Here is a 25641-nt window from a genome sequence, read left to right as displayed (position 1 = left end):
GAAGGCGTTAGCACAGTCAAAATCATTGTCAGACGGGACCAGCGTTAGCACAACACCCCGACTCAAGACTCTTGAGAATCGGACAATCCGGCCGATCATCCCCCTGACAATGCTCGACCAGATCCTGCAAGGTATCGCGCAACTGCCCCAGCTCCCGAATCTTCTGGTTCAGTTCATCGATATGCTGGCGCGCCAACGCCTTCACATCGGCACTGGCGCGCTGGCGGTCCTGCCAGAGGGTCAACAGCTTGCCGACTTCCTCCAGCGAAAACCCAAGGTCCCGTGAGCGTTTGATGAACGCCAGCGTGTGCAGGTCGTCATCGCCGTACACCCGGTAGCCGCTGTCGGTGCGATGAGCCGCCTTGAGCAGGCCGATGGACTCGTAGTAGCGGATCATCTTTGCGCTCAGGCCGCTGTGGCGGGCTGCTTGGCCGATGTTCATCGGTTGTCCTCCAGGTCCTCGGGTTTCCAGGTTTTCAACAGTAGCGCATTGCTCACCACGCTGACGCTCGACAACGCCATGGCTGCACCGGCCAGCACCGGATTAAGGAACCCGAAGGCGGCCAATGGAATGCCGATCAGGTTATAGACGAAGGCCCAGAACAGGTTCTGGCGGATCTTCGCGTAGGTCTTGCGGCTGATCTCCAGTGCCGCCGGCACCCGCCGAGGATCGCCATGCATCAAGGTAATGCCGGCCGCATGCATGGCCACATCGGTGCCGCCGCCCATGGCGATACCGATATCGGCCGCGGCCAGCGCTGGCGCATCATTGATGCCGTCGCCGACCATTGCGACCACGCCGGTTTTCTTCAACGCAGCGACAGTGGCGGCTTTGTCCGCCGGCAGGACCTCTGCGTACACATCCTGGATGCCCAGCGCCTTGGCGACCACGTTGGCACTGCCTCTGTTGTCACCGGTCAGCAGATGACTGCTGATATTGCGCGCGCGCAGTTGTTGTACCGCTTGCAGCGCGCCAGGCTTGAGCGTATCGCCGAAAGCGAACAGGCCCAACACTCTCGGCTCGGGACTTTGCTCGATCAGCCAGGACAAGGTCCGGCCTTCGGTTTCCCACGCGCTTGCGGAACCTGCCAGAGTGCCGGCGTCCAGGCCGCTTTCCTCCAGCAGGCGCCGATTACCCAGCGCCAGGCGCCGATCCCCGAGCGTGCCGGCAATGCCTCGACCGGTCAGGGATAAACTGTCAGTCACGTCGGCCACGGCCAGGCCTCGCTCGGCGCACGCATCCAGCACCGCCTTGGCCAGCGGATGCTCGCTGCCGCGTTGCAGGGCGCCGGCCCATTGCAGCAGGCTGCCTTCGTCGCCATCGAGGGCGCTGAAGTGGGCGATACGTGGGGTGCCCGAAGTCAGCGTGCCGGTCTTGTCGAACACCACGGCGCTGACTTCATGGGCACGCTCCAGCGCCTGGGCATCCTTGATCAGAATGCCGTAGCGCGCCGCGACGCCGGTGCCGGCCATGATCGCCGTTGGCGTGGCCAGGCCCAGGGCACAAGGGCAGGCGATCACCAGCACCGCCACGGCATTGATCACCGCGGTCTCCAGCGGGGCGCCATACAGCCACCAGCCGATCAGGGTCGCCAAGGCCAGCAGCAAGACCACCGGGACGAACACCTGGCTGACTCTATCCACCAATTTCTGGATCGGCGCTTTCGCCGCCTGGGCGTCCTCCACCAGGCGAATGATTCGTGCCAGCACGGTTTCCGCGCCAAGGGCCTGGGTGCGCACCAGCAACCGGCCTTCACCATTGATCGCGCCGCCCGTGACCTTGTCACCAGGTTGTTTGGGCACCGGCAGGCTTTCGCCGCTGATCAAGGCTTCGTCGGCATGGCTCTGACCTTCGACCACTTCGCCGTCCACCGGAAAACGTTCCCCGGGCTTGATCATGACCAGGTCATCGAGACGCAGGGCGCTGATCGCCACCTCCTGCTCTCGACCATCGATCACCTGGATCGCCCGCTCCGGGCGCAGCGCTTCCAGGGCGCGAATGGCGCTGGCGGTCTGGCGTTTGGCGCGGCTTTCCAGGTATTTACCCAACAGCACCAGGGCAATCACCACGGCCGAGGCTTCGAAGTACAGGTGCGGCATGCGCCCGGCGGCGGTGGCCCATTCGTAGAGGCTCAAGCCATAGCCCGCGCTGGTGCCCAAGGCAACAAGCAAGTCCATGTTGCCTGCCCCGGCACGCACGGCTTTCCAGGCGGCCACATAAAAGCGCGCGCCGAAGATGAACTGCACGGGCGTTGCCAAGGCGAATTGCGCCCAGGCCGGGAGCATCCAGTGCACGCCGAACGGTTGCAGCAACATCGGCAATACCAGTGGCAAGGCGAGGGCAATCGCTGCGATCAACGCCCAGCGCTCGCGCTGCAGGCGGGTTTGCTGAGTATCGACGTGCGGCTGATCGTCCTGCCAGACGCTGGCGGCATAACCCGCCTTGCTCACGGCCGCGATCAAGGTTTGCGGGTCGACTTGCCCGAGCAGTTCCAGATGGGCGCGTTCATTGGCCAGGTTGACGCTGACGCTCTTGACCCCCGGCACTTTGTTCATCGCCCGCTCGACCCGGCCGACGCAGGAGGCGCAGGTCATGCCGTCGATGCTCAATTCCAGGCGCTGCCGAGGTACGCTGTAACCGGCTTTTTCCACTGCGTCCATCAAGGCCGGCAGGCTGTCGGCCGGCGCCTGGACCCGAGCCTGCTCGGTGGCCAGGTTGACGCTGACGGCACTGGCGCCGATGACTTTGCTCAAGGCGCGCTCGACACGTCCGGCGCAGCTGGCGCAGGTCATGCCGGCAATCGGCAGATCGAAAGTAGTGGATTCGGACATCGGTCACGCTCCCTGTAGAAGATGCCTACAGGATCAACCTTGCCATGCTGGCAAGGTCAAGCGCCATTTTTAAAGCAAAAGATCGCAGTACACCTGTAGGAGCTGCCGCAGGCTGCGATCTTTTACAGGCAACTCAATATCCAAGACCTGCACGCTTTAGATACATCCCATCCTGGGTCATCGCAATCCGGTACTTCAACACATCTCCGGCCCGCAACTGAATATCCTGCGAACCCGGCGCCAGCATCCCCGGGTTGCACCCCGGCGCCTGGCCGGGCAGCAGCTTGAGGCGCAGGGAGACATTGCCCGGCGGCAGGTTGAACGAGGTGCTTTGCTCCTGGAATAGCCGCGCCGCCAACTGGTCCTGGATGTACACGCCGATCTCGCAGCTGGTTGCGACTTCCAGGCGCTCGCGGGAAATGACCAGCACGCCATAATCCTCCCCGGCGGCATGGGCCGAGGTGGTGGCGGTGAAAAGGCCGAGCAGGCCAAACAGGCTGAAAGCTGACCAGCGCATGGCTGAATCTCCTGGGATCAAATCGTAAATACCCGCAGCTTGGCCGAGCGCGAAGCCGATTGCCAGCCCGGCAGGTCACTGCAGAACTTGACCTTGCCATGGTGGCAAGCTCAAGACTGCAGGTCACCTCTTTCGAATGGCACATTAAAGGAGTCATCCATGCAAGTGTTCAACGTTGAAGGCATGTCCTGCGGTCACTGCGTCAAGGCGATCACCCAGGCGGTGCAGGCCCGGGATCCGGCGGCGAGTGTGCGGGTCGACCTGGCGGCCAGGGAAGTCGGGGTCGAGAGCGCATTGAGCGCCGATCAAGTGATCGCGCTCATCAGTGAAGAAGGCTACAGCGTGAAATTGGCCTGATTTTTTAATAGTTAGCGAGCTAACTTAATGTTCAAGGCGTCCATGCGCGGCTAGACTGTCGGGCTGCCGACTTCTGTTCCATGGATGCCTGATGAATTTTCGTACAATCCTGATTCTTGGCGCCTTGAGCGCTTTCGGTCCGCTGGCGATCGATTTCTATCTACCGGCGTTCCCGGCGATGGCGCTCGCCTTCGGTACCGACGAACAACACGTCCAACTGACGTTGGCCGCTTATTTCCTTGGCTTGTCCATTGGCCAACTGGCCTACGGTCCGGTGGCGGATCGTTTCGGGCGACGCATTCCCTTGTTGATCGGCGTCGGCTTGTTTACCGCCGCTTCGTTGGCGTGCGCCTATGCACCGAACCTGGAATGGCTGATCGGCGCACGCTTCGTGCAGGCCCTGGGCGGTTGCGCGGGCATGGTGATCTCGCGGGCGGTGGTCAGCGACAAATGTGATGCGGTGGGTTCGGCGAAAGTCTTTTCGCAGCTGATGCTGGTAATGGGCCTGGCGCCGATCCTTGCCCCGATGCTCGGCGGCTTGCTGGTCAACACCACGGGCTGGCAGTCGATCTTCCTCGCGCTGACCGGTTTCAGCGCCTTGGCAGGTCTGGCTGTGGCACTGGGTTTGCCGGAAAGCATGCCCGCCCATTTGCCACGCCAACCCCTGAGCGGGGCGTTTCGCCAGTATGGGCGGTTGCTGAAAGACCCGGTTTACCTCGGCCATGCCATGACGGGCGGCATCGCCATCGCCGGCATGTTCTCCTACATCGCCGGGTCGCCGTTCATCTTCATCAAGCTCTATGGCGTCCCGGCCGAACACTTTGGTTGGTACTTCGGTGTCAACGCAGCGGGGTTCATTCTGGTGGCCCAGATTAATGCGCGACTGTTGGCCAAGCGTGGTCCGGCGTTCCTGCTGACGCGCACCGTGTGGATCTACCTCGGTGCCGGCCTGGCATTGCTCGCCGTCAGCGCGCTGCACACCGCGCAGCTGTGGCCGTTGCTGATTCCATTGTTCGCCTGCATCGCCAGCCTGGGTTGCATCCTGCCCAATGCCTCGGCCTGCGCGATGAACGGCCAGGGCGCCCGCGCCGGTAGCGCTTCGGCAATGCTCGGATGCCTGCAATTCAGTGTCGCGGCAGGCGCCGCGGCGCTGGTGGGTGTTTTGCACGACGGCAGCGCCATGCCGATGGCCATGGTCATCAGCCTGTGCGGGATTCTGGTGGTGAGCGCGGCGATGCTCACCCGGCGTCTGCAAAATGCCCGGGCGCTGGTGCAAGCCCAGGTCTGAGGACGGACTCAGCCAGCGGCACGCTGCTGGCGGTCGGGGATCTGATGGGGAGCGTGCAATCGCGCTTCAAGGGTATTGGTGAACGCCCGCGCTTCCGCTTCGCTGCGGAACATCACGGTATGTTGGTCCAGGCGGACCTGCCACTGGGATTTTGCCAATTCTTTTATCAGGATCTTCATAGCTGAACTCCTCTTGTAAAAGACGTTGCGTAAAAAGGATGGGTAAAAGATTTCCTCGCAGAGGTTTCGATTGTAGACCCGATTACGATGGCTTCTATGACAAGGATCAACTCTCGGACTGACGGTTTGTAACAAAAAAAATCGCCGTCCGAGGGCCAATTCCTGAGGATGCCTAGAACCCTTCCAGCACGATCTTGCCCTTGGATTTCCCGCTTTCCAACAGCGCATGTGCACGCCGCAGATTAGCCGCATTGATGGTGCCAAAGTGTTCGCCAACCGTGGTTTTCAACGTCCCGGCATCGATCAGATGGGCCACCCGGTTGAGCAGTTTGTGCTGCTCGATCATGTCCGCGGTCTCGAACAGTGAGCGGGTGTACATGAACTCCCAGTGCAGCGACAGGCTCTTGCGCTTGAGCTTGGTCACGTCGAGGGTTTTCGGGTCGTCGATCAGCGCCAGCTTGCCTTGCGGTGCCAACGCCTCGACCAGTTGATCGAGGTGATGATCGGTCTGGGTCAGGCTGGCGACATGGGTCACCTGATCAATGCCGGCGTGCTTGAGCGCTTCACTCAGTGGCTGGCTGTGGTCGATCACCTGGTCGGCGCCCAGGGCCGTGACCCAGCTTTGGGTTTGCGGGCGCGAAGCCGTGCCGATGACCTTCAGGCCCGTGAGCTGTTTGGCCAGTTGCGTGAGGATCGAGCCAACGCCACCGGCGGCGCCGACGATCAGCAGGCTCTGGCTTTCATCGGTCTTGCCTTCGCGCACTTGCAGGCGCTCGAAGAGCAACTCCCACGCGGTAATGGCGGTCAACGGCAGGGCAGCGGCTTCGGCGAAACCGAGCGACTTCGGCATATGGCCGACGATGCGCTCATCCACCACGTGCAGCTCGCTGTTACCCCCGGCGCGGGCAATGGAACCGGCGTAGAACACCTTGTCGCCGGTCTTGAACAAGGTCACTTCACTGCCAACGGACTTGACCACGCCGGCCACGTCCCAACCCAGCACTTTGGCCGTACCGACTTCTGGCTGGACGTTCTGACGGACCTTGGTATCGACCGGGTTGACCGAGATGGCTTTGACTTCCACCAGCAGGTCACGGGGGCCAGCGACCGGCTCCGGCAGTTCGATGTCTTGCAGGGCGTTTTCATCGCTGATCGGCAGCGAGGCGTAGTAGGCAACGGCTTTCATGGAAGGCTCCCAGATAACTATGGATTCGATGGGCGGATGATTGGCTATTTCTTCGCAAGATAAAACCCGCTAAAACAGCAGTCTCTTTCAATATTTTTTTGATAATAAAAGGCTTCGCATGCTGCGATTCGATGATTTGCAGTTATTCGTCCGGGCCGCGGATCTGGGCAGTCTGTCCGCGGCCGCGCGGGGCATGGACATGTCGGCGGCGGTGGCAAGCGCGGCGTTGAAACGCATCGAACAGCAGCTGGGCGCCCGACTGCTGGCGCGTTCGACCCGCAGCCTGCGCCTGACCGCCGAAGGTGAAGGTTTTCTCGAGTACGCCCGGGCGGCCTTGAGTTCCCTCGACGAAGGCCGGCGATTGTTGGCCAGTGGCCAGGATCAGGTCAGCGGAGTCCTGCAGCTGTCGGCACCGTCGGACTTCGGTCGCAACCTGTTGCTGCCCTGGCTGGACGAGTTCCAGCGCGAGCACCCGAAGCTGACCGTGCGCCTGCTGCTGGGCGATCGCATCGCCGACCTGTTCCGCCAGCCGGTGGACATCGCCCTGCGCTACGGCGAACCGGAGGACTCCAGCCTGGTGGCGCTGCCCATCGCCCCCCACAATCGTCGCGTGTTGTGTGCCGCGCCCGAATATCTCGCCCGGCGTGGCGAACCGCGCCAGCTGGAACAACTGGCCCAGCACAATTGCCTGCTGTTCATGCTGGGCAGCCGCGTTCACGATCACTGGACCTTTCATGACGGCAAGCGCGAGGTCGGCCTGACCGTCAGTGGCGATCGTTTCAGTGACGATGCCGATGTCGTGCGTCTGTGGGCGCTGGCAGGGGCCGGGATCGCGTACAAATCCTGGCTCGATGTGGCCGCCGATGTGCTCGCGGGGCGCTTGAAAGTGCTGCTGCCGGAGCTGCTCTGTGAGCGCGCACCGCTGAATCTGTTGTGCGCCCATCGCGCACAATTGAGTAAGCCGGTGAACCTCTTGCGGGAAATGCTTGCCAGCCGATGCGCGCGCTTGAGTAGTCATTTTCCAGGGTTATCAGACATTGATCATTAGTCGCAGGTAAAAAGCGAAATTTCCCTCAGGAACTATCAGCATCTGCGGTTTGCAGGGGGCAGGATCTGGCGGTCAACCGGCCTATACTAACGTTCGCCTCGTACACGCACGTCGATCGCCATGGCGAAACCGGTTTATGGCAGTTTCCACGTTTGGCCGACGGCACCTTACTGGCCAAGATATCTCTGGGCAGCAGGACGAAACGATTCAACAGGGAGTGAATACATGGAACATGCACCTTGCATCAGCCAGATAGCCACATTGCTGGCTGACCCCAAGCGCAGCGCAATGATGTGGGCCTTGATGGACGGCTCGGCGCGACATACCGAAGAACTGGCATTGATGGCCGGCCTGTCACCGTCCTCCGCCAGTGCGCACCTGGGGCGGTTGTCCGCCGGAGGTCTGTTGAAAGTAGAAGCCCGTGGGCGAAAGCGCTTCTTCCGCCTGACGGCTCCCGAAGTCGGTGCCGCGATCGAAGCGCTGGCCAGCGCCACGCTGGCCAGCACACCCCAGAACATCCCGGATATTTTCAAGCGCGCCGCGCCCTTGGCCAAACCTCGGCCGAGCGCTTCGCCGTTGTTGCGCGCACGGCTTTGTGACGACCATTTGGGCGGCACCCTGGCCGCCGATCTTTACCAGCGCCTGCTGGACGCGGGCTGGATCGAACAGTTCGATCAGCGGGTCACGGTCACGCTCAAGGGCGCGACGCAGTTGGAGGCACGCGGCGTCTTCATTCAGGCGCTGGCCCATCGCAACGGCAAGGTCGCCTGTGCTTGCCCCGACTGGAGCGAAAGACGCCCGCACCTGGGCGGCGCCCTGGGTGCGGCGTTGCTGCAGTTGTTCATGCAGTCGGGTTGGCTGAGCTTGCCTATGGATTCACGTGCCCTGCAGCTCACCGCCGCCGGGCAGCGAGAAATTCACCGGTTCGCCAAACAGACCGAGGTTGAAATGGCCCTGTAGGAGCAAGCTTGCTCGCGATGACGGAGTGTCAGTCGACATCAATGTTGAGTGCCAAACCGCTATCGCGAGCAAGCTTGCTCCTACAGAAGAATCCGGTAAACCTCAGGGTTTTACCAAACGAGCATCCAGGCTGTTCTGCGCCAGGCGTTTGGCCTGGTCCTGGGTCATGCCCAGATCGGTATACAGGGCATGGAAGTTTTCGGTGACGTAACCGCCGAAGTACGCCGGGTCATCCGAGTTCACGGTCACTTTCACGCCACGCTCGAGCATGTCGAGAATATTGTGCTGGGACATGTGATCGAACACGCAGAGCTTGGTGTTGGACAGCGGGCACACGGTGAGCGGAATCTGCTCGTCGATGATGCGCTGCATCAGGCGCTCGTCTTCGATGGCGCGCACGCCATGGTCGATGCGCTGGATTTTCAGCAGGTCGAGGGCTTCCCAGATGTACTCGGGCGGGCCTTCTTCACCGGCGTGGGCTACGGTCAGGAAACCTTCGCCACGGGCGCGATCGAACACCCGCTGGAATTTGCTCGGCGGGTGGCCCATCTCGGAGCTGTCCAGGCCCACGGCGACAAACGCGTCGCGGAACGGCAGCGCCTGGTCGAGGGTTTTCTGCGCCTGCTCTTCGCTCAAGTGGCGCAGGAAGCTCAGGATCAAGCCGCTGGTGATGCCCAGTTGCTGCTCGCCATCCTTCAACGCGGCGGCGATGCCGTTGAGCACCACTTCGAATGGAATGCCACGGTCGGTATGGGTCTGCGGATCGAAGAACGGTTCGGTGTGAATCACGTTCTGCGCCTTGCAGCGCAACAGGTAGGCCCAGGTCAGGTCGTAGAAGTCCTGGGAGGTGCGCAGCACGTCGGCGCCCTGGTAATACAGGTCGAGGAACTCCTGCAGGTTATTGAAAGCGTAGGCCTTGCGCAGGGTTTCGACATCGTTCCACGGCAGCGCGATCTTGTTGCGTTCGGCCAGGGCAAACAGCAGCTCGGGCTCCAGCGAACCTTCCAGGTGCAGGTGCAGTTCTGCCTTGGGCAGGGCGTTCAGCCAGTCGTACATAATTCTTTTCTCATCAGGTGCAATGGCGCCATTCTACAGAGGCTCGCTGCAAAAATTGGTAAAACCTGACCAGGCGGTTCATTCCACCGCCTCCTGATCCCGTCTATAAGCGTAGGTATCGGCGAAGCGTGAGAGCAGGAATTGGGCGCACGTGGTGGCCGGGTATTTCGCTGTCTGCTGCTCATCCTGGCACCCCGGCAGGCATTCGATGCGGGTGTCGGGGTGCGGCTCGGCAAAGAATGGCATCGAATAGCGATTTACGCCCAACGGGCTGATCACTCTGTGTGGCGTCGACAGGTAACGGTCGTTGCTCCAGCGCGCCATCATGTCACCGAGGTTGACCACGAACGTCCCTTCGATCGGCGGGGCGTCGATCCATTCGCCCTTTACGTTCCTGACTTGCAAGCCACCGGCAGAATCCTGGTAGAGCAGGGTGATGCAGCCGTAATCGGTGTGGGCACCGGCGCCTTGCTGATCGATGGAGCTGGCGGTGTGACGCGGCGGGTAGTGAATCATCCGCAATACGCTGACCGGCTCGACAAAGCGTGTGTCGAAAAAGTCGCGCTCGATGCCGAGCGCCATGGTCATTGCCCGCAACAGGGTTTGCGCGAGCGCCTGCATTTCGACGTAGTGCTGCTCCATCAGCGCCTCCCAGCCCGGCACCGATGGATGGCGGTTGGGGCCGCGCAACGGTTTTTCCGCCAGTACTTCGGGATGGTCGAGCGGCAGGTGCAGGCCCATGTCGAAGGTTTCTTTCAGGTCGCTGGGTTTGCTCGGGTCCAGTTGTTCGGTGGCGATAGCGCCGTAACCGCGATGGTGGCGGGACAGGGTGATGTCGATCTTGAGTTTTTCGGCGGTGGGCAGGGCGAAAAATTGCTTGGCGCTGTCGAACACGGCATCGATGCGCGCCGCGCTGATTGGGTGACCCTTGATGTAGAAAAAGCCCCATTCGCGGCAGGCGAGGTCGATTTGTTGTGCCACGGCTGGCCAGGCGCTGTGGTCTTCGCTGTAGAGCGGGCTGATGTCGATGATGGGAAGGCTGTTCATACGCGGTCCTTACATACGCCGAAGATCCAATGTGGGAGCGGGCTTGCTCGCGAAGGCGGTATATCAGGCAACATCAATGTTGCAGGTACTGGCCCTTTCGCGAGCAAGCCCGCTCCCACAGGGTTTTGTGGTAGCTCTGGGATTTATTTCGGCATCTCGGCCTTCATGCCTTCCACGTAATAATTCATCGACGCCAGCTCCGTATTCGTCGCGCTAACCCCTGCGGGTATTTTCTCGACCCCGGCCTGGTCCTTGATCGGCCCGGTAAACGGCTGCAGCGTGCCGCTCTTGATATTGGCGATGATCTGCTCGGCTTCGGTTTTCACCGCCGCCGGCACCAGGTCGCTGATCGGCAGTTCAACGGTGCCTTCCTTCAGGCCACCCCAGTAATCCTGGGTTTTCCAGCTGTGGTCGATCACGCTTTGGGTCGCTTGCAGGTAATGCGGCGCCCAGTCGTTGACGATGGAGGTCAGCACCGCCTTGGGGCCGAAGTGCGCCATGTCCGAAGCGTAGCCCACGGCATATACGCCGCGCCGTTCAGCGGCCTGGATCGGCGCCGGGCTGTCAGTGTGCTGGAACACCACGTCGACGCCCTGGTCGATCAGCGCGTTGGCGGCGTCGGCTTCCTTGCCCGGATCGAACCAGGAGTTGACCCACACCACCTTGATCTCGGTGCCGGGGTTGTACTTGTTCAGGGCCAGTTGAATGGCGTTGATGTCGCGGATCACTTCCGGGATCGGAAACGAGGCGACGTAGCCGATCTTTTTGCTCCTAGTCATCTTGGCCGCGAGGAAACCGCCGACGTAGCGACCTTCATAGGTGCGCGCCAGATAGGTGCCCAGGTTCTTGTCCTGCTTGTAGCCGGTGGCGTGTTCGAAGGTCACCTGGGGAAACTGCTTGGCGACCTTGAGTGTCGGGTTCATGTAGCCGAACGAGGTGGTGAAGATCAGGTCGTACTTGTCCTTGGCCATGTTGCGGATCACTCGCTCGGCGTCGGCGCCTTCGGCAACGTTTTCCACGTAGTTGGTGGTGATCTGGTTACCGAGTTTTTCCGCCAGTGCCTTGCGCCCCTGTTCATGCTGATACGTCCAGCCGTGGTCGCCGATCGGGCCGATATAGACGAAGCCGACTTTCAGCGGCTCGCTGGCACTGGCGGTAAGGCTGATCCCCAGACCGATGGCGGCGCACAGCAGTTTATGCAGCGGACGTATTTGCATGAATTCGAACCCCATTTTGTTGTGTGTGGTCAGGGCCAATGCAAATTGCTGACCAACAGGACAACATCGGCGTTAGACCGAGGGGAGGCCTTCGCGGGCAAGCCCGCTCCTACAAGGGTTGCGTAAATCCTGTGGGAGCGGGCTTGCCCGCGAAGAGGCCGGGAAGACCGATAAAAGTGCAGTGCCTGGCACAGCTGCCATCCACTGGTGCGCTAAGGTGAAACGAAACGTTAGCGCCGCGCCGCAGTCAGTCACCTATCGCACCTCAACGGCAAAAGGCCCGCCATGCTCACGATTCTCAAGCAAGAAACCTTTCTGCTGCTGGCCCTGATCGCCGCCGTCGTCGCTTTCCCGCTGGAACATTGGTTGCTGCACAGCGGCCAGGCCGTCGCACTATCTGCAGGGCTGGTGCTGATCGCGTTCATCGTCGCCGCCTCCATGCGCGTCGCCCATCAGGCCGAACTGCTTGCGGAAAAGGTCGGCGACCCCTACGGCACGATGATCCTGACCCTGGCCGCGGTGCTGGTGGAAGTAGTGATCCTGGCGATCATGATGAGCAACGAAGCCTCGGCCACCCTGGTGCGCGACACGATCTACTCAGCCGTGATGCTCGACATCAACGGCATCCTCGGCCTGGCGGCGTTGATGGGCGGGCTCAAGCACGGCGAACAGTCCTACAACGATGATTCGGCGCGCAGCTACAGCGTGATGATCCTGACCGCCATGGGCGTGTCGATGGTGGTCCCGGAGTTCATTCCCGAAGCCGACTGGAAGCTCTATTCGGCGTTCACCATTGGCGCGATGGTGGTGCTCTATACCTTGTTCCTGCGCATGCAGGTCGGGCCGCACAGTTACTTTTTCAGCTACAGCTACCCGGACAAACGCCGCAAAAAAGAACCCCTGGAGCAGGAGCCGGCACCGATCAACCTGACGTTGTCCATCGGCATCCTGGTATTCGGTGTGGTGGTGATCGGCGCCTTGGCCGAAGTGATGTCCAAGACCCTCGACCTGGGGCTGGAAGGAACGGGCGCACCACCGGTGATCACGGCGATCCTGGTGGCGGCCATTTCGGCGGCGCCAGAGATTCTGACGGCATTGCGCGCGGCGCTGGCCAACCGCATGCAGTCGGTGGTCAACATCGCCCTGGGTGCCTCACTGTCGACGGTGATCCTGACGGTGCCGGTGATGGAGGCGATGGCGCTCTACACCGGCCAGCCGTTCCAGATGGCCATGACCCCGGTGCAGACCGTGATGATCTTCATCACCCTGATCGTCAGCGCGATCAACCTCAACGATGGTGAAACCAACGCCATCGAAGGGATGACTCATTTTGTGCTGTTTGCGACGTTTATCATGTTGTCGTTGCTGGGCCTGTGATCCAACCGAAAATCAATGTGGAAACTGGATCAATGTGGGAGCGGGCCTGCTCGCGAAGGCGGTGTGTCAGGCAATGAAATATCGACTGAAACATCGTCTTCGCGAGCAAGCCCGCTCCCACATTAGATCTCCATAGGCTTAGACGCCTGCGATCAACTGCCGAGCTGCTTGAGTGTGATCAGCGATCAACCCTTTCAGATCCAGCCCCTCGACCTGCCCGTCGATCACTCGCCATTTGCCGCCGACCATCACCCGATCCGCGCGATCGGCACCGCACAACAACAGCGCGGACACCGGATCGTGACTGCCGGAGAAACGCAGTTCATCGAGCTTGAACAACGCCAGGTCCGCCTGCTTGCCCACCGCGATCTCGCCAATATCGGTCCGCCCGAGCAAACTGGCCGAGCCCTTGGTCGCCCAGCCCAGCACGCGCTCTGGAGTGATCTTCTCGGCGCCGTAGCGCAGGCGTTGGATGTACAACGCCTGACGGGTTTCGAGCATCATGTTCGACGCATCGTTGGACGCTGAACCGTCCACGCCAAGACCGAGCAATGCGCCGGCATCGGTCAGCTCGATGGTCGGGCAAATGCCGGAGGCCAGGCGCATGTTCGAGCTCGGGCAATGGCAGATGCCGGTGCCGGCCGCACCGAGGCGAGCGATCTCGTCCGGGTTGAAGTGGATGCCATGGGCCAGCCAGGTACGAGGGCCGAGCCAGCCGACACTGTCCAGGTAATCCACGGTGCGCAGACCGAAACGCTGCAGGCAGAAATCTTCTTCGTCGAGGGTTTCGGCCAGGTGCGTGTGCAGGCGCACGTCGAGTTTATTCGCCAGTTCGGCGCTGGCGGACATGATCTCCGGTGTGACGGAGAAGGGTGAGCAGGGCGCCAGGGCGATCTGGATTTGCGCGCCGTCACCACGTTCGTGGTACTCGGCGATCAGGCGCTGGCTGTCGGCCAGGATGACTTCGCCTTCCTGTACGGTTTGCTGCGGCGGCAGGCCACCGTCCTTTTCACCCAGGCTCATGGAGCCGCGCGTCAGCATGGCGCGCATGCCCAGTTCGCGCACGCTTTCGACTTGCACGTCGATCGCATTTTCCAGGCCTTCGGGGAACAGGTAATGGTGATCGGCAGCCGTGGTGCAACCGGATAGCAGCAATTCGGCCAGTGCGACTTTGGTGGCCAGGGCGAGTTTTTCCGGCGTCAGCCGTGCCCAGACCGGATACAGGGTTTTCAGCCAGGGAAACAACGGCTGGTTGACCACTGGCGCCCAGGCGCGGGTCAGGGTTTGATAGAAGTGGTGATGGGTGTTGATCAGCCCCGGCAGAATCACATGCTCGCGGGCGTCGAACACTTCGTTGCAAGGCGTGGCAGGCTGCTGGCCGAGGCCAAGCACTTCGACGATCAAACCGTCTTGCAGCACCAGGCCGCCACGGGCATCGAGACCGTTGGCTGTGAAAATGGCGAGGGGATTTTTTAACCAGGTACGGGTCGCAGGCATGTTGGCCGGCTCCTCTGAAAGTTGGGTTCAGGGTTGCCAGCTCAGTGTTGCCCTGTCTGCTGATCCAGGGTCGCCGGGGAGGCGAGGTGCGAAGTGTCGATCAAAAGGGCTTCGCGGGCAAGTCCGGTCCGACCAGACAACGCAAAACCCCATTGGGGCGGTGTAATTACCAGGGAATGGTTTCACCCCGGTAATTGATGAAGTGATGCCCGCCCTTGCCTACATACGCATTCACCTGATCCACCAGCCCCCGCGTGCTGGTCTCTACATCGATGTCAGCGCCTTCACCGCCCATGTCGGTTTTCACCCAGCCCGGATGCAGCGACAGCACGGTGAGTTTCTGTTCGCCCAGTTGAGTGACGAAGCTGTTGGTCATGGAATTGAGTGCCGCCTTGCTGGCCTTGTACAGTGCCAGTTCCGGCGCGTCGGGCATGGTCACGCTGCCCAGTACCGAGCTCATGAAGGCCAGCACGCCGCTGTCCGGACGGATTTGCCCGGCAAAACGCTGGGCCAGGTTGATCGGCGCCACGGCGTTGGTGAAGAACAGTTGGCCGACTTCGGCCAGCGTCGCGCCACCGTTGGGCGTCTGCACCTCAGGACCTTTGACGCCGGCGTTGACGAACAGCAGGTCAAACACTTCGTCCTTCAGTTGCTGACTCAGCGCGATCACCGCTTGCTGATCGTCCATGTCGAGCTTTTCGATCCGCACATTGCCCACTGCCTTGAGGGCTTCGGCGTTTTGCGGATTGCGCACAGTGGCGGTGACTTGCCAGCCGTCGGCCAGCAGGGTTTTCACCAGGCCGAGGCCAAGGCCCCGGGAGGCGCCGATGATCAGTGCAGTTCTGGACATGTGTGGCTTCCTTGAGAGTTCAGGGACGTGGGTTCCGGATCCGGCTTGACCCTGGAGCATACTCCAGGCTTTAGCCTTGTTGCTCCCTGAAATTGATGGAGCAATGTCGATGTGGACTTCAACGCAGTATCGTCAGCTGGTACGCGGCAGCGCGTGGTACGACCTGGTCGTCATGGCAGCGTTCGCCACACCCTGGAGTTTTGCCGTGGTGCATGGACTGTTGTCGAGCCTGATGCTGGTGGTTTTCCTGGTGTTTGAGTTGGCGTGGGGCGTGGCTCAGGTGTTGCCTGTGCGGGACCCTTCGCGAGCAAGCCCGCTCCCACATTGGATTGGTGTGCACTCGGTCAATTGTGGGAGCGGGCTTGCTCGCGAAGAGGTCGTAACAGTCAGCGCTTAATGCCCGGCGCGCCACGACTGCCCCAACGAAACCGGCGCATACAATCGAGTACGCATCCGGTCCCGGGACAGCAGCACCAGCACCACGATGGTCGCCACATACGGCAGCATCGCCAGCAAACTCGACGGAATCGCCAGCCCCAGCCCCTGCGCCACCAGGTGCAGGATGCTGGCGAGCCCGAACAGGTACGCACCGAGCAGCAAACGCCATACCCGCCAACTGGCGAACACCACCAGGGCCAGGGCAATCCAGCCGCGGCCGGCGCTCATGTTTTCCGCCCACATCGGTGTGTAGGCCAGCGACAGGTACGCGCCGGCCAACCCGGCCATCGCGCCGCCGAACAACACCGCCAATGCCCGCACGGCCAACACCGGCAAGCCCATGGCACTGGCGGCATCCGGGTTTTCGCCGACCGCCTGGATGATCAGCCCGACGCGGCTTTTCAGCGTCACCCAAGCCACCAGCGCAAACAGCGCGAATGACAGGTACACCAGCAGGTCCTGGGCGAACAGCATCCGTCCGATCAGCGGAATCTCGCTCAAGTACGGGATCGCCAGCGGCTCGAAGCCTACCAACGGTTTGCCGACCCACGCCGCGCCGACAAAGGTCGACAACCCCACGCCGAAAATCGTCAGGGCCAGACCGGTGGCCACCTGGTTGGCGTTGAAGACCAGCGCCACCAAGGCAAACAACGAGGACAACAGCATCCCGGCGAGCATCGCCAGCAAGACGCCAAGCCAGAGGTTACCGGTGCTGAACGCGATGATGAAACCGATCACCGCGCCAAACAGCATCATGCCTTCCTGGCCCAGGTTGAGTACGCCGCTTTTCTCGCACACCAGTTCGCCCAGCGCCACCAGCAGCAACGGCGTACCGCAACGAACCATGGCGTAGAAAATGTTGCTCAGCAGATCGATATCCATCACAGCGCTCCTGCTGGTACGGCGGTGGCGGGTGCACGGCGAGCCCAGTGCAGGTTCAAACGGGGTCGGTAGAGAATCAGCACATCGCAGGCGAGCAGGAAAAACAGCATCATCCCCTGGAACAATTGGGTGATCGCCTGCGGCAGGTTCAAGCTCATTTGCGCGTTCTCGCCACCGATGTACAGCAGCGCCATCAACAGGCTGGAAAACAGAATGCCAAGGGGGTTCAAGCGCCCGAGAAACGCCACGGTGATCGCCGCATAGCCGTAGCCGGGCGAAACCTGCGGGACCAATTGCCCGATCGGCCCGCTCACTTCACAGGCACCGGCCAAGCCCGCGAGGCCGCCGCTGATCAACAGTGCCAGCCAGACCAGGCGTTTTTCGCGAAAGCCGACAAAACCGGCTGCGCGCTTGTCCAGCCCAAGCACCTTGATCTGGAAGCCGACAAAACTTTTCTGCAGCAGCACCCACACCGCCACCAAAGCGAGCAGGGCGAAATACACGCCGGCGTGAACCCGACCGTCTTCCATCAACAGCGGCAAGCGGCTGGCGTCACCGAACATCGCCGACTGCGGAAAGTTGAACCCTTCCGGATCTTTCAGCGGGCCGTGCACGCAAAACAGCAGCAGGTTCAGGGCGATGTAATTGAGCATGATGCTGGTGAGGATTTCATTGGCGTTGAAGTGCGTGCGTAACCAGGCCGTCAGCCCAGCCCATGCGGCGCCGGCCAGGGTCCCGGTGAGCAATATCAGGACCAGTGCCCAGCGACTTTGCAGCTCGATGATATTCACCGCCAAAGCACTGCCGGCCAGGGCGCCGAGCAGCAGTTGGCCTTCGGCGCCGATGTTCCAGATTCGCGCCTGGTACGCAACGGCCAGGCCCAACGCGCAGAGCAGAATCGGTAACGCTTTGACCAGCCATTCGGAGATGCCATACAGGTCGCTGATGGGCGCGATCAATAGCGTATGCAAAGTCAGCAAAGGATCGTGGCCCAAAGCGATAAACAGCAACGAGCCACAGCCCAGGGTCAGGACCGCCGCCAGCAACGGCGAGCACCACAGCATCAGGCTCGATTGCTGGCCACGGGGTTCAAGAGAAAGCAGCATGTGAAACTCCGTTAACGTATTGCGCAGGCGGGTAGGTGAGAGGTGTCGAACTGGCCGGCCATCCAGCCACCAACATCGCTCAGGCGGGTGTCGACGGTGGCCTTGAGCGGCGATAACTGTCCGCCGCACAAGGCACCGAGGCGGTCGCTGATCTGGAACAATTCGTCGAGGTCTTCGGAAATCACCAGGATCGCCGCGCCGGCATCGCGCAGGGCGATCAACGCCCGGTGAATGGTCGCGGCCGCGCCGACATCCACGCCCCAGGTCGGGTGCGCGGCCACCAGCAATTTCGGCTGTTGAAGTATTTCCCGGCCAAGAATGAATTTCTGCAGGTTACCGCCGGACAGGCTGCGGGCCGGTGCCTGGGGGCCGGCTGCCTTGACCCCGAAGCGGCGAATGATGTCTTGCGCCAGTGCCAGGACCTTGGCGCGCTGAATCAGCCCCTTGCTCACCAGCCCGTGCTGGAATGCAGTAAGCAGGGCGTTGTCCGCCAGGCTCAGGTCCGGTACGGCGCCATGCCCCAGGCGTTCGGCCGGGACGAAGGCCAGTCCGCGCTGGCGGCGGGCATCGGGGCGTAAATGCGCGACCGCTTCGCCGCCGAAACGGATGGTTGCAGCGTCGTTGCGGGCCAGCGGTTCTTCGCCGCTGAGCAACGCCAGTAGTTCATCCTGACCATTGCCGGCGACACCGGCGATGCCGACTATCTCGCCGCTGCGCACCGCAAGGTCGATGGCCTTGAGGGAACAGCCGAACGGGTCCGGGTTGTGCCAGGACAAGCCTTGCATGTGCAAAAACACATCGCTGCCCGTCACCTTCGGGTAATCGGTGATCAACTCCGCCGCATCGCCCACCATCAGGCGCGCCAGTTGCCGATCCGAGTATTCGGCCGGCACGCAATGGCCGGCCACTCGTCCGCCGCGCAACACGGTGGCGCTGTGGCACAGCGCACGCACTTCGGCGAGCTTATGGCTGATGAACAGAATGCTGCAGCCCTCGGCAGCCAGTCGGCGCAAGGTCACGAATAAATCGTCGGCCTCCTGCGGGGTCAACACCGAGGTCGGTTCGTCGAGAATCAGCAGGCGGATGTCCTGCATCAGGCAGCGAATGATTTCCACCCGTTGCCGCTCGCCGATGGACAGGCTGTGGACAAGTCGCTGCGGCTCCAGCGCCATGCCGTAGCGTTGCGACACTTCGCTGATTTTGCGTTCAAGCTGGCTGGGCGTGCCTGCCGCCGGGCCCATGGCCAGGGCGATGTTCTGCGCCACACTCAAGGTTTCAAACAGCGAGAAGTGCTGGAACACCATGCCGATCCCCAGGTCGCGAGCCTGGGCCGGGTTGCGCAGGGTCACGGGCTGGCCATGCCAGAACATCTCGCCGGCGTCGGCCTGCACGACGCCGTAGATGATCTTCATCAGGGTGCTTTTGCCTGCACCGTTTTCGCCGAGCAGGGCGTGGATTTCACCCGGGGCGATGGTCAGGTCGATGGCATCGTTGGCCAGGCAGCCGGGGTAGCGTTTACTGATTCTGCTCAGTTGGAGGCGGGGCGTTGGATCGGCGATGGACATGACAGGCTCGGTTCGATGGAGTGCATGCCTGTGGATAAAGCAATTTTCTGGCCATCAGGTCAGGAAATTTGCCTGGGCCCCGTGCGCCAAGCCACTTTGCGCGCTGGCAGGCCGGGACGCACCGCAAACCGGGCACCACAAAAGTGCAGGGCGGTTGAGCCGGCTCCGGTTTTGCGCGTTGTCTCTTGATCAAAAAATGAGCATTCGCCGGCAAGCCATGCCGGATATGCAGCCGCGCCAGCCATGAACGGGTTATCCACAGATTGCTCCACAGTATTTGTGCGCAAGCTCAAGGGACGGGCATAAGCGTGGGGCGGCTATCTTCTAAAAGTGCTAAACCACTCTAACTAATTGTTTTTAATTGGATTTAACAATTTTATGGGCAAAATGGACGAAAAATGAGCAAAGCCCGCAAAGCCGCATGACAGAAGGGTTACAGCGTTATGTGCTCAGGTTATCCACAGTCGGGTGCACAGCAGATGTGGGCAACTATGGAATATGCAAAAAATGCGCGTGCCCCAAAAGATCGCAGCCTGCGGCAGCTCCTACAAGATGTCCGCGATCCCCTGTAGGAGCTGCCGCAGGCTGCGATCTTTTGATCTTGCTAGTGCTGCAACACAATCCGTCCACGACTCAAGTCGGCGAGTAGAGATTGCAATGTGTCGATCTGCCCGGCACCCACCGCTAATTGCAGTTCAACGCCATTGGCCGTGAAATCCTCGTGCACCACCAGCCCACCAAGTTCCGCAACCCGCAGCTTGACCAACGCCAACTCACCAAACGCACAGGCACAGCGCACCGGGACCCGACTGATCAACTCAATCTTCGGCGCCGTTTGCAGGCACTTATTGGCACCGCCGCCGTAAGCCCGGGCCAGTCCACCGGTGCCCAGTTGAATGCCGCCATACCAGCGAATCACCAGTACGACGACCTGATCACAATCCTGTGCCTCGATGGCCGCCAGGATCGGCCGCCCAGCCGTGCCGCCGGGTTCGCCATCGTCAGTGCTGCGGTATTGATCGCCGAGCTTCCACGCCCAGCAATTGTGCGTCGCGTTCGGATCGCTGTGCTGGGTAATGAAAGCCTGGGCTTCGGCGGGGCTGCCGATCGGCGCGGCGAAGGTGATGAAGCGGCTTTTGCGAATCTCTTCGCGGTATTCGCAGAAGTCGCTGAGGGTAAAAGGCATAGGGGTCTTAGAGAGAGGGTGTCAGGCCGCAGCCTTTGAGAATGATACGGATCAGGTTGTTGCCGGCGTCTTCCATGTCTTGCTTGGTCAGCTTGCTGCGCCCGCTGACCCGGCAGATCTGCGTGGCGAAGTCGGCGTAATGCTGGGTGCTGCCCCACAACAGGAAAATCAGGTGCACCGGGTCGACCGGGTCCATTTTGCCAGCGTCGATCCACGCCTGGAACACCGCGGCACGGCCCTGGAACCAGGTGCGATAGTCCTGGTTGAAATATTCGGTCAGGCATTCGCCGCCACTGATGACCTCCATGGCGAAGATTCGGGAGGCTTGCGGCTGGCGCCGGGAAAACTCCATTTTGGCGCGGATGTAGCGGGTCAGGGCTTCGGCCGGGTCGTCTTGCGCAGTGAGGGTATTGAAGGTGCTGTCCCACAACTCGATGATGTTGCTCAGCACCGCCACGTACAAACCGAGTTTGTTGGTGAAGTAGTAATGCAGGTTCGCTTTCGGCAAGCCGGCATTCAGGGCGATGGTGTTCATGCTGGTGCCCTTGAACCCGTGACGGGCGAACTCGTCTTCGGCTGCTTTGATGATGGTCTCTTCGTTCTTCTGACGAATGCGGCTGGCGGGTTTGCCGCTGTGGGCTGGGACTTCAAAGGTCATAGGCACTTCCGGACAAGGGGGTGGGTGCATCCAGTGCGTTGATAGCGTAAAACCGAATACACCACAACCGGATGTTCAGCGTGTTGCGGCCAGGCTTTCGAGAAAACTTTCCAGAACCAGGTGCGGACGACGCCCCTTGCGGGTCACCGAAGCCAGGCTGAGATCATAGAAACGGGTTTTTGATTTCAATGCGCGCAACCGGCCTTGCTGCACCCAAAGGCTGGCGTAATGGTCCGGCAGGTAGCCGATGTAGCGCCCGGTCAGGATCAGGAACGCCATGCCCTCGCGGTCCGACGCGCTGGCGGTGCAGTTGAGCGCCTGATAATGCGCCTGGATATCCGCTGGCAAACGGAAGGTCGGGGCGATGGCGTCCTGGCTGTTCAAACGCCCGTCGTCCAGTTGCTTGTCATCGACATAAAACAGTGGGTGGCCAACCGCGCAGTACAGCAGCGAGCGTTCGCTATACAGCGGCTGATACTCCAGCCCCGACAGCGCACTGGCCTGCGGCACTACGCCGACATGCAGGCGCCCGTCGAGCACGCCTTGTTCCACTTCGTTGGGCGCGATCATGCGGATCTGGATCTGCACGTCCGGGCCGCGTTCCTTCAATTGCGACAGGGCGTGGGTGATGCGCATGTGGGGCAGGGTGACCAGGTTGTCGGTCAGGCCGATGGTCAATTCGCCGCGCAAGTGCTGGTGCAGGCCGTTGACCTCGGTGCGGAAACTTTCCAGGGCATTTAACAGCTGCAACGCCGATTGATAAACCTCACGACCTTCTTCGGTCAGGGAAAAACCGGCACGGCCACGTTGGCACAGGCGCAAACCCAGGCGCTGCTCCAGATCGCTCATCTGCTGGCTGATGGCCGAGCGGCCGATACCGAGCACGCTTTCAGCCGCAGAGAAGCCGCCACTTTCGACCACGCTGCGAAAGATCCGCAGCAGGCGGATATCAAAGTCGCTGACTTGCGCCAGTGGATCGGGGCGACGGCTGGACATGCGCTCACTCGATAGTTTAGTGGAAGGCTGACTGAAGGTTAGAAAAGTTGCATTTCACCGACTTTATCCCCGTGGCAATTTAGCTGCAACAGCGGTTTCAATCCTTACGCGCTTATTGCCTTGCGAGGTTTCACCCATGAACTTGCCTGAAAACGCCCCGACATCCCTGGCCAGCCAGCTCAAGCTCGATGCTCACTGGATGCCGTACACCGCCAACCGTAACTTTCAGCGCGATCCGCGCCTGATCGTGGGTGCCGAGGGTAGCTGGCTGATCGACGACAAGGGCCGCAAGGTCTATGACTCGCTGTCGGGTCTGTGGACCTGCGGCGCAGGGCACACTCGCAAGGAAATCCAGGAAGCGGTCGCCAAGCAACTGGGCACCCTCGATTACTCGCCAGGCTTCCAGTACGGTCACCCGCTGTCGTTCCAGTTGGCAGAAAAAATCACCGACCTGACCCCGGGTAACCTGAACCACGTGTTTTTCACCGACTCGGGTTCCGAATGCGCCGACACCGCCGTGAAAATGGTGCGTGCCTACTGGCGCCTGAAAGGCCAGTCGACCAAGACCAAGATGATCGGTCGTGCCCGTGGCTACCACGGCGTGAACATCGCCGGCACCAGCCTGGGTGGCGTCAACGGCAACCGCAAGTTGTTCGGCCAGGCGATGATGGACGTCGATCACCTGCCGCACACCTTGCTGGCAAGCAATGCGTTCTCCCGTGGCATGCCGGAGCAGGGCGGTATCGCCCTGGCTGACGAACTGCTCAAGCTGATCGAGCTGCACGATGCCTCGAACATCGCGGCGGTATTCGTTGAGCCTCTGGCCGGTTCCGCTGGCGTACTGGTTCCGCCGCAGGGTTACCTGAAACGTCTGCGCGAGATCTGCGATCAGCACAACATCCTGCTGGTGTTCGACGAAGTGATCACCGGTTTCGGCCGTACCGGCAACATGTTCGGTGCCGACACCTTTGGCGTGACCCCGGACCTGATGTGCATCGCCAAGCAAGTCACCAACGGTGCGATCCCGATGGGCGCGGTCATTGCCAGCTCCGAGATCTACCAGACGTTCATGAATCAGCCGACGCCTGAATACGCGGTGGAATTCCCCCACGGCTACACCTATTCCGCACACCCGGTGGCGTGTGCCGCCGGCCTGGCAGCACTGGATCTGCTGCAGAAGGAAAACCTGGTACAGAGCGTCGCCGAAGTCGCACCGCATTTCGAAAACGCGCTGCATGGCCTCAAGGGCACCAAGAACGTCATCGACATTCGTAACTATGGCCTGGCGGGTGCGATCCAGATCGCGCCACGTGACGGCGACGCCATCGTGCGTCCGTTCGAAGCGGGCATGGCCTTGTGGAAAGCCGGGTTCTACGTGCGCTTCGGCGGCGACACCCTGCAGTTCGGCCCAACGTTCAACAGCAAGCCGCAGGACCTGGATCGTCTATTCGACGCGGTCGGCGAAGTGCTCGGCAAGATCGACTGATTTCTCCTTACATACCTACAAACAACGGGCGCGCCGATTCGGGCGCGCCTGTGGACAACTTTTCAGGAGCTTCCATGAGCGTTATTCCGCATTTGATCAATGGCGAACTGGTGACCGAGAACGGTCGCGCGGTTGATGTGTTCAACCCGTCTACCGGCCAGGCTATCCACAAGTTGCCGCTGGCGACTCGCGAAACCATCCAGAGCGCTATCGACGCGGCCAAGGCTGCATTCCCGGCCTGGCGCAATACGCCACCGGCCAAGCGTGCCCAGGTCATGTTCCGCTTCAAGCAACTGCTGGAGCAGAACGAAGGGCGTATCGCCCAGCTGATCAGCGAAGAACACGGCAAGACCCTGGAAGACGCCGCCGGTGAACTGAAGCGCGGTATCGAGAACGTCGAGTTCGCTTGCGCGGCGCCGGAAATCCTCAAGGGCGAATACAGCCGCAACGTCGGCCCGAACATCGATGCATGGTCCGACTTCCAGCCACTGGGCGTAGTGGCCGGTATCACCCCGTTCAACTTCCCGGCCATGGTGCCGCTGTGGATGTACCCGCTGGCCATCGTCTGCGGCAACTGCTTCATCCTCAAGCCATCCGAGCGTGATCCGAGCTCGACGCTGCTGATTGCCCAGTTGCTGCTGGAAGCTGGTTTGCCGAAAGGCGTATTGAGCGTGGTGCACGGCGACAAGGCTGCGGTGGACGCGCTGATCGAAGCGCCGGAAGTCAAGGCACTGAGCTTCGTCGGTTCGACCCCGATTGCCGAGTACATCTATAGCGAAGGCACCAAGCGCGGCAAACGCGTCCAGGCCCTGGGTGGTGCGAAGAACCACGCGGTGCTGATGCCGGATGCCGATCTGGACAACGCGGTCAGCGCACTGATGGGCGCGGCTTACGGTTCCTGCGGCGAGCGCTGCATGGCAATCTCGGTAGCCGTGTGTGTCGGCAACCAGGTTGCAGATGCTCTCGTGGCCAAACTGGTTCCACAAATCCAGGCGCTGAAAATCGGTGCTGGCACTTCCTGCGGTCTGGACATGGGCCCTCTGGTCACGGGGCAAGCGCGGGACAAGGTCAGCGGTTACGTGGAAGACGGCGTAGCAGCCGGTGCGACACTGGTCGTGGACGGTCGTGGTCTGACCGTGGCCGGTCATGAGGAAGGCTTCTTCCTGGGTGGCTGCCTGTTCGACAACGTCACGCCAGAAATGCGCATCTATAAAGAAGAGATCTTCGGGCCTGTGTTGTGCGTCGTCCGGGTCAACAGCCTGGAAGAGGCGATGCAACTGATCAACGATCACGAGTACGGCAACGGCACCTGCATCTTCACCCGTGACGGGGAAGCGGCGCGCCTGTTCTGCGACGAGATCGAAGTCGGCATGGTCGGCGTTAACGTACCGTTGCCGGTGCCAGTGGCCTACCACAGCTTTGGTGGCTGGAAACGTTCGCTGTTCGGCGACCTGCATGCCTACGGCCCGGATGGTGTGCGTTTCTACACCCGCCGCAAAGCCATCACCCAGCGCTGGCCGCAGCGTGCGAGCCATGAAGCTTCGCAGTTCGCTTTCCCTAGTTTGTAAGTAGAAGGGTAAAGACGGCCGACCCAACGGGTCGGCCTTTTTGTTTCTGGTGCTTTTTAGCTATATGACAGTTTTGTGAAAATAGAGGTTGACGGCAGATTCCAGAAGCCTATAATTCGCTCCACTTCCGGCGCAGTCGAAACGGAAAACTCCTTGGTAAACAATGAGTTACGCAGTTTTGACAGCAGGTTGCTTCAGTTCATCGAAGCCAAAAGGACGTTGAAAAAGAGGTGTTGACAGCAGCGTGTAACGCTGTAGAATTCGCCTCCCGCTGACGAGAGATCTGAAGCGCAAGTGGTTGAAGTTGTTAAGGATTCCTTGAAAACTTCTGAAAAATATCACTTG

The 25641-nt window shown here is 61.1% G+C and carries 24 protein-coding genes; 8 read left to right on the top strand and 16 right to left on the bottom strand.

What is annotated here, in order from left to right; all coding sequences use genetic code 11:
* Positions 1–28: 28 nt before the first annotated feature.
* The 3 genes from cueR to SOP85_RS27125 form a co-directional block, all read right to left on the bottom strand.
* Positions 29–442 carry a Cu(I)-responsive transcriptional regulator gene (gene cueR, locus SOP85_RS27135; protein ID WP_323628849.1) on the bottom strand — a complete coding sequence of 138 codons (414 nt, stop codon included), beginning with the start codon at positions 440–442 and terminating at the stop codon, positions 29–31.
* Complete coding sequence (locus tag SOP85_RS27130; protein ID WP_323628848.1) at positions 439–2832, bottom strand: heavy metal translocating P-type ATPase; 2394 nt, start codon at positions 2830–2832, stop codon at positions 439–441. Before SOP85_RS27130 ends, cueR begins: the two co-directional genes overlap by 4 nt.
* Before the next feature lie 133 nt (positions 2833–2965).
* On the bottom strand, positions 2966–3349 hold the full coding sequence (locus SOP85_RS27125) for a hypothetical protein (protein ID WP_274077764.1): 384 nt from the start codon (positions 3347–3349) through the stop codon (positions 2966–2968).
* A 159-nt stretch (positions 3350–3508) separates the two neighbouring features.
* Here SOP85_RS27125 and SOP85_RS27120 point away from each other — a divergent pair, with 159 nt between their 5' ends.
* Complete coding sequence (locus SOP85_RS27120) at positions 3509–3706, top strand: heavy-metal-associated domain-containing protein (protein ID WP_274077763.1); 198 nt, start codon at positions 3509–3511, stop codon at positions 3704–3706.
* Positions 3707–3797: 91 nt separating this feature from the next.
* Positions 3798–4994 (top strand): multidrug effflux MFS transporter, encoded by a 1197-nt coding sequence (locus tag SOP85_RS27115; RefSeq protein WP_274077762.1) that lies wholly within the window; start codon positions 3798–3800, stop codon positions 4992–4994.
* Between the two features lie 8 nt (positions 4995–5002).
* Here SOP85_RS27115 and SOP85_RS27110 read toward each other — a convergent pair whose 3' ends face one another.
* Together SOP85_RS27110 and SOP85_RS27105 are read right to left on the bottom strand one after the other, a co-directional pair.
* Positions 5003–5173 (bottom strand): hypothetical protein, encoded by a 171-nt coding sequence (locus SOP85_RS27110; protein WP_274077761.1) that lies wholly within the window; start codon positions 5171–5173, stop codon positions 5003–5005.
* A 172-nt stretch (positions 5174–5345) separates the two neighbouring features.
* Positions 5346–6359 carry a zinc-binding alcohol dehydrogenase family protein gene (locus SOP85_RS27105; RefSeq protein ID WP_323628846.1) on the bottom strand — a complete coding sequence of 338 codons (1014 nt, stop codon included), beginning with the start codon at positions 6357–6359 and terminating at the stop codon, positions 5346–5348.
* Between the two features lie 118 nt (positions 6360–6477).
* Here SOP85_RS27105 and SOP85_RS27100 point away from each other — a divergent pair, with 118 nt between their 5' ends.
* Together SOP85_RS27100 and SOP85_RS27095 are read left to right on the top strand one after the other, a co-directional pair.
* Positions 6478–7407: a LysR family transcriptional regulator gene (locus SOP85_RS27100; RefSeq protein ID WP_323607136.1), complete on the top strand. Its 930-nt coding sequence runs from the start codon at positions 6478–6480 to the stop codon at positions 7405–7407.
* A gap of 225 nt (positions 7408–7632) precedes the next feature.
* Positions 7633–8367 carry an ArsR/SmtB family transcription factor gene (locus SOP85_RS27095; RefSeq protein WP_323628845.1) on the top strand — a complete coding sequence of 245 codons (735 nt, stop codon included), beginning with the start codon at positions 7633–7635 and terminating at the stop codon, positions 8365–8367.
* A 102-nt stretch (positions 8368–8469) separates the two neighbouring features.
* Here SOP85_RS27095 and SOP85_RS27090 read toward each other — a convergent pair whose 3' ends face one another.
* The 3 genes from SOP85_RS27090 to SOP85_RS27080 form a co-directional block, all read right to left on the bottom strand.
* Positions 8470–9423 (bottom strand): adenosine deaminase, encoded by a 954-nt coding sequence (locus tag SOP85_RS27090; RefSeq protein WP_323628844.1) that lies wholly within the window; start codon positions 9421–9423, stop codon positions 8470–8472.
* A gap of 78 nt (positions 9424–9501) precedes the next feature.
* Entirely contained in the window at positions 9502–10470 is a 969-nt protein-coding gene (locus tag SOP85_RS27085) for an isopenicillin N synthase family dioxygenase (RefSeq protein WP_323628842.1), read from the bottom strand.
* Positions 10471–10613: 143 nt separating this feature from the next.
* Positions 10614–11687, bottom strand: a complete 1074-nt coding sequence (locus SOP85_RS27080) for a BMP family ABC transporter substrate-binding protein (RefSeq protein ID WP_323628841.1) — start codon at positions 11685–11687, stop codon at positions 10614–10616.
* Positions 11688–11972: 285 nt separating this feature from the next.
* Here SOP85_RS27080 and SOP85_RS27075 point away from each other — a divergent pair, with 285 nt between their 5' ends.
* The gene (locus SOP85_RS27075; RefSeq protein ID WP_323607129.1) at positions 11973–13064 is read left to right on the top strand and encodes a calcium:proton antiporter; all 1092 of its coding nucleotides are present in this window, start codon (positions 11973–11975) and stop codon (positions 13062–13064) included.
* Between the two features lie 138 nt (positions 13065–13202).
* On the opposite strand, the gene SOP85_RS27070 is transcribed toward SOP85_RS27075, so the two are convergent.
* Together SOP85_RS27070 and SOP85_RS27065 are read right to left on the bottom strand one after the other, a co-directional pair.
* Complete coding sequence (locus SOP85_RS27070) at positions 13203–14561, bottom strand: 8-oxoguanine deaminase (protein ID WP_323628839.1); 1359 nt, start codon at positions 14559–14561, stop codon at positions 13203–13205.
* Between the two features lie 166 nt (positions 14562–14727).
* Entirely contained in the window at positions 14728–15411 is a 684-nt protein-coding gene (locus tag SOP85_RS27065) for an SDR family oxidoreductase (protein WP_323628838.1), read from the bottom strand.
* Between the two features lie 109 nt (positions 15412–15520).
* On the opposite strand from SOP85_RS27065, the gene SOP85_RS27060 reads away from it, so the two are divergent.
* Positions 15521–15808, top strand: coding sequence for a hypothetical protein (locus SOP85_RS27060; RefSeq protein WP_323628837.1), 288 nt, complete (start codon positions 15521–15523; stop codon positions 15806–15808).
* Here the strand turns inward: SOP85_RS27060 and SOP85_RS27055 are convergent.
* From SOP85_RS27055 to SOP85_RS27030, 6 genes are all read right to left on the bottom strand, one after another.
* Positions 15805–16731, bottom strand: a complete 927-nt coding sequence (locus SOP85_RS27055; RefSeq protein ID WP_323628836.1) for an ABC transporter permease — start codon at positions 16729–16731, stop codon at positions 15805–15807. The two genes, SOP85_RS27060 and SOP85_RS27055, sit on opposite strands and share 4 nt — an antisense overlap.
* Complete coding sequence (locus SOP85_RS27050; protein WP_323628835.1) at positions 16731–17837, bottom strand: ABC transporter permease; 1107 nt, start codon at positions 17835–17837, stop codon at positions 16731–16733. Before SOP85_RS27050 ends, SOP85_RS27055 begins: the two co-directional genes overlap by 1 nt.
* Before the next feature lie 11 nt (positions 17838–17848).
* Complete coding sequence (locus tag SOP85_RS27045) at positions 17849–19402, bottom strand: ABC transporter ATP-binding protein (RefSeq protein ID WP_323628834.1); 1554 nt, start codon at positions 19400–19402, stop codon at positions 17849–17851.
* A 604-nt stretch (positions 19403–20006) separates the two neighbouring features.
* A complete protein-coding gene (locus SOP85_RS27040; protein ID WP_323628833.1) occupies positions 20007–20588 on the bottom strand; it encodes an IMPACT family protein in 582 nt (193 codons plus the stop codon).
* Between the two features lie 7 nt (positions 20589–20595).
* Complete coding sequence (locus SOP85_RS27035) at positions 20596–21246, bottom strand: TetR/AcrR family transcriptional regulator (protein WP_020796325.1); 651 nt, start codon at positions 21244–21246, stop codon at positions 20596–20598.
* A 75-nt stretch (positions 21247–21321) separates the two neighbouring features.
* The gene (locus SOP85_RS27030) at positions 21322–22242 is read right to left on the bottom strand and encodes a LysR family transcriptional regulator (protein WP_274077747.1); all 921 of its coding nucleotides are present in this window, start codon (positions 22240–22242) and stop codon (positions 21322–21324) included.
* Positions 22243–22378: 136 nt separating this feature from the next.
* Between SOP85_RS27030 and SOP85_RS27025 the strand changes: the two genes are divergently transcribed.
* Both SOP85_RS27025 and SOP85_RS27020 read left to right on the top strand, forming a co-directional pair.
* Positions 22379–23728: an aspartate aminotransferase family protein gene (locus SOP85_RS27025; protein WP_274077746.1), complete on the top strand. Its 1350-nt coding sequence runs from the start codon at positions 22379–22381 to the stop codon at positions 23726–23728.
* Positions 23729–23802: 74 nt separating this feature from the next.
* A complete protein-coding gene (locus tag SOP85_RS27020; RefSeq protein WP_323628832.1) occupies positions 23803–25296 on the top strand; it encodes a CoA-acylating methylmalonate-semialdehyde dehydrogenase in 1494 nt (497 codons plus the stop codon).
* Positions 25297–25641 lie beyond the last annotated feature (345 nt).

Source organism: Pseudomonas sp. YuFO20 (assembly GCF_035064975.1).
Classification (GTDB): domain Bacteria; phylum Pseudomonadota; class Gammaproteobacteria; order Pseudomonadales; family Pseudomonadaceae; genus Aquipseudomonas; species Aquipseudomonas putida_AE.
The sequence above is the reverse complement of the archived record's forward strand: the minus strand, read 5'-3'. Positions and strand labels throughout refer to the sequence as shown.

Bases quoted from the DNA above. Each gene is read 5' to 3' on its own strand.
- cueR (WP_323628849.1), bottom strand. From the start codon at position 442: ATGAACATCGGCCAAGCAGCCCGCCACAGCGGCCTGAGCGCAAAGATG.
- SOP85_RS27060 (WP_323628837.1), top strand. From the start codon at position 15,521: ATGTGGACTTCAACGCAGTATCGTCAGCTGGTACGCGGCAGCGCGTGG.
- SOP85_RS27125 (WP_274077764.1), bottom strand. From the start codon at position 3,349: ATGCGCTGGTCAGCTTTCAGCCTGTTTGGCCTGCTCGGCCTTTTCACC.
- SOP85_RS27110 (WP_274077761.1), bottom strand. From the start codon at position 5,173: ATGAAGATCCTGATAAAAGAATTGGCAAAATCCCAGTGGCAGGTCCGC.
- SOP85_RS27100 (WP_323607136.1), top strand. From the start codon at position 6,478: ATGCTGCGATTCGATGATTTGCAGTTATTCGTCCGGGCCGCGGATCTG.
- SOP85_RS27085 (WP_323628842.1), bottom strand. From the start codon at position 10,470: ATGAACAGCCTTCCCATCATCGACATCAGCCCGCTCTACAGCGAAGAC.
- SOP85_RS27030 (WP_274077747.1), bottom strand. From the start codon at position 22,242: ATGTCCAGCCGTCGCCCCGATCCACTGGCGCAAGTCAGCGACTTTGAT.
- SOP85_RS27130 (WP_323628848.1), bottom strand. From the start codon at position 2,832: ATGTCCGAATCCACTACTTTCGATCTGCCGATTGCCGGCATGACCTGC.
- SOP85_RS27035 (WP_020796325.1), bottom strand. From the start codon at position 21,246: ATGACCTTTGAAGTCCCAGCCCACAGCGGCAAACCCGCCAGCCGCATT.
- SOP85_RS27070 (WP_323628839.1), bottom strand. From the start codon at position 14,561: ATGCCTGCGACCCGTACCTGGTTAAAAAATCCCCTCGCCATTTTCACA.
- SOP85_RS27105 (WP_323628846.1), bottom strand. From the start codon at position 6,359: ATGAAAGCCGTTGCCTACTACGCCTCGCTGCCGATCAGCGATGAAAAC.
- SOP85_RS27055 (WP_323628836.1), bottom strand. From the start codon at position 16,731: ATGGATATCGATCTGCTGAGCAACATTTTCTACGCCATGGTTCGTTGC.
- SOP85_RS27025 (WP_274077746.1), top strand. From the start codon at position 22,379: ATGAACTTGCCTGAAAACGCCCCGACATCCCTGGCCAGCCAGCTCAAG.
- SOP85_RS27050 (WP_323628835.1), bottom strand. From the start codon at position 17,837: ATGCTGCTTTCTCTTGAACCCCGTGGCCAGCAATCGAGCCTGATGCTG.
- SOP85_RS27090 (WP_323628844.1), bottom strand. From the start codon at position 9,423: ATGTACGACTGGCTGAACGCCCTGCCCAAGGCAGAACTGCACCTGCAC.
- SOP85_RS27120 (WP_274077763.1), top strand. From the start codon at position 3,509: ATGCAAGTGTTCAACGTTGAAGGCATGTCCTGCGGTCACTGCGTCAAG.
- SOP85_RS27065 (WP_323628838.1), bottom strand. From the start codon at position 15,411: ATGTCCAGAACTGCACTGATCATCGGCGCCTCCCGGGGCCTTGGCCTC.
- SOP85_RS27095 (WP_323628845.1), top strand. From the start codon at position 7,633: ATGGAACATGCACCTTGCATCAGCCAGATAGCCACATTGCTGGCTGAC.
- SOP85_RS27045 (WP_323628834.1), bottom strand. From the start codon at position 19,402: ATGTCCATCGCCGATCCAACGCCCCGCCTCCAACTGAGCAGAATCAGT.
- SOP85_RS27075 (WP_323607129.1), top strand. From the start codon at position 11,973: ATGCTCACGATTCTCAAGCAAGAAACCTTTCTGCTGCTGGCCCTGATC.
- SOP85_RS27080 (WP_323628841.1), bottom strand. From the start codon at position 11,687: ATGCAAATACGTCCGCTGCATAAACTGCTGTGCGCCGCCATCGGTCTG.
- SOP85_RS27115 (WP_274077762.1), top strand. From the start codon at position 3,798: ATGAATTTTCGTACAATCCTGATTCTTGGCGCCTTGAGCGCTTTCGGT.
- SOP85_RS27020 (WP_323628832.1), top strand. From the start codon at position 23,803: ATGAGCGTTATTCCGCATTTGATCAATGGCGAACTGGTGACCGAGAAC.
- SOP85_RS27040 (WP_323628833.1), bottom strand. From the start codon at position 20,588: ATGCCTTTTACCCTCAGCGACTTCTGCGAATACCGCGAAGAGATTCGC.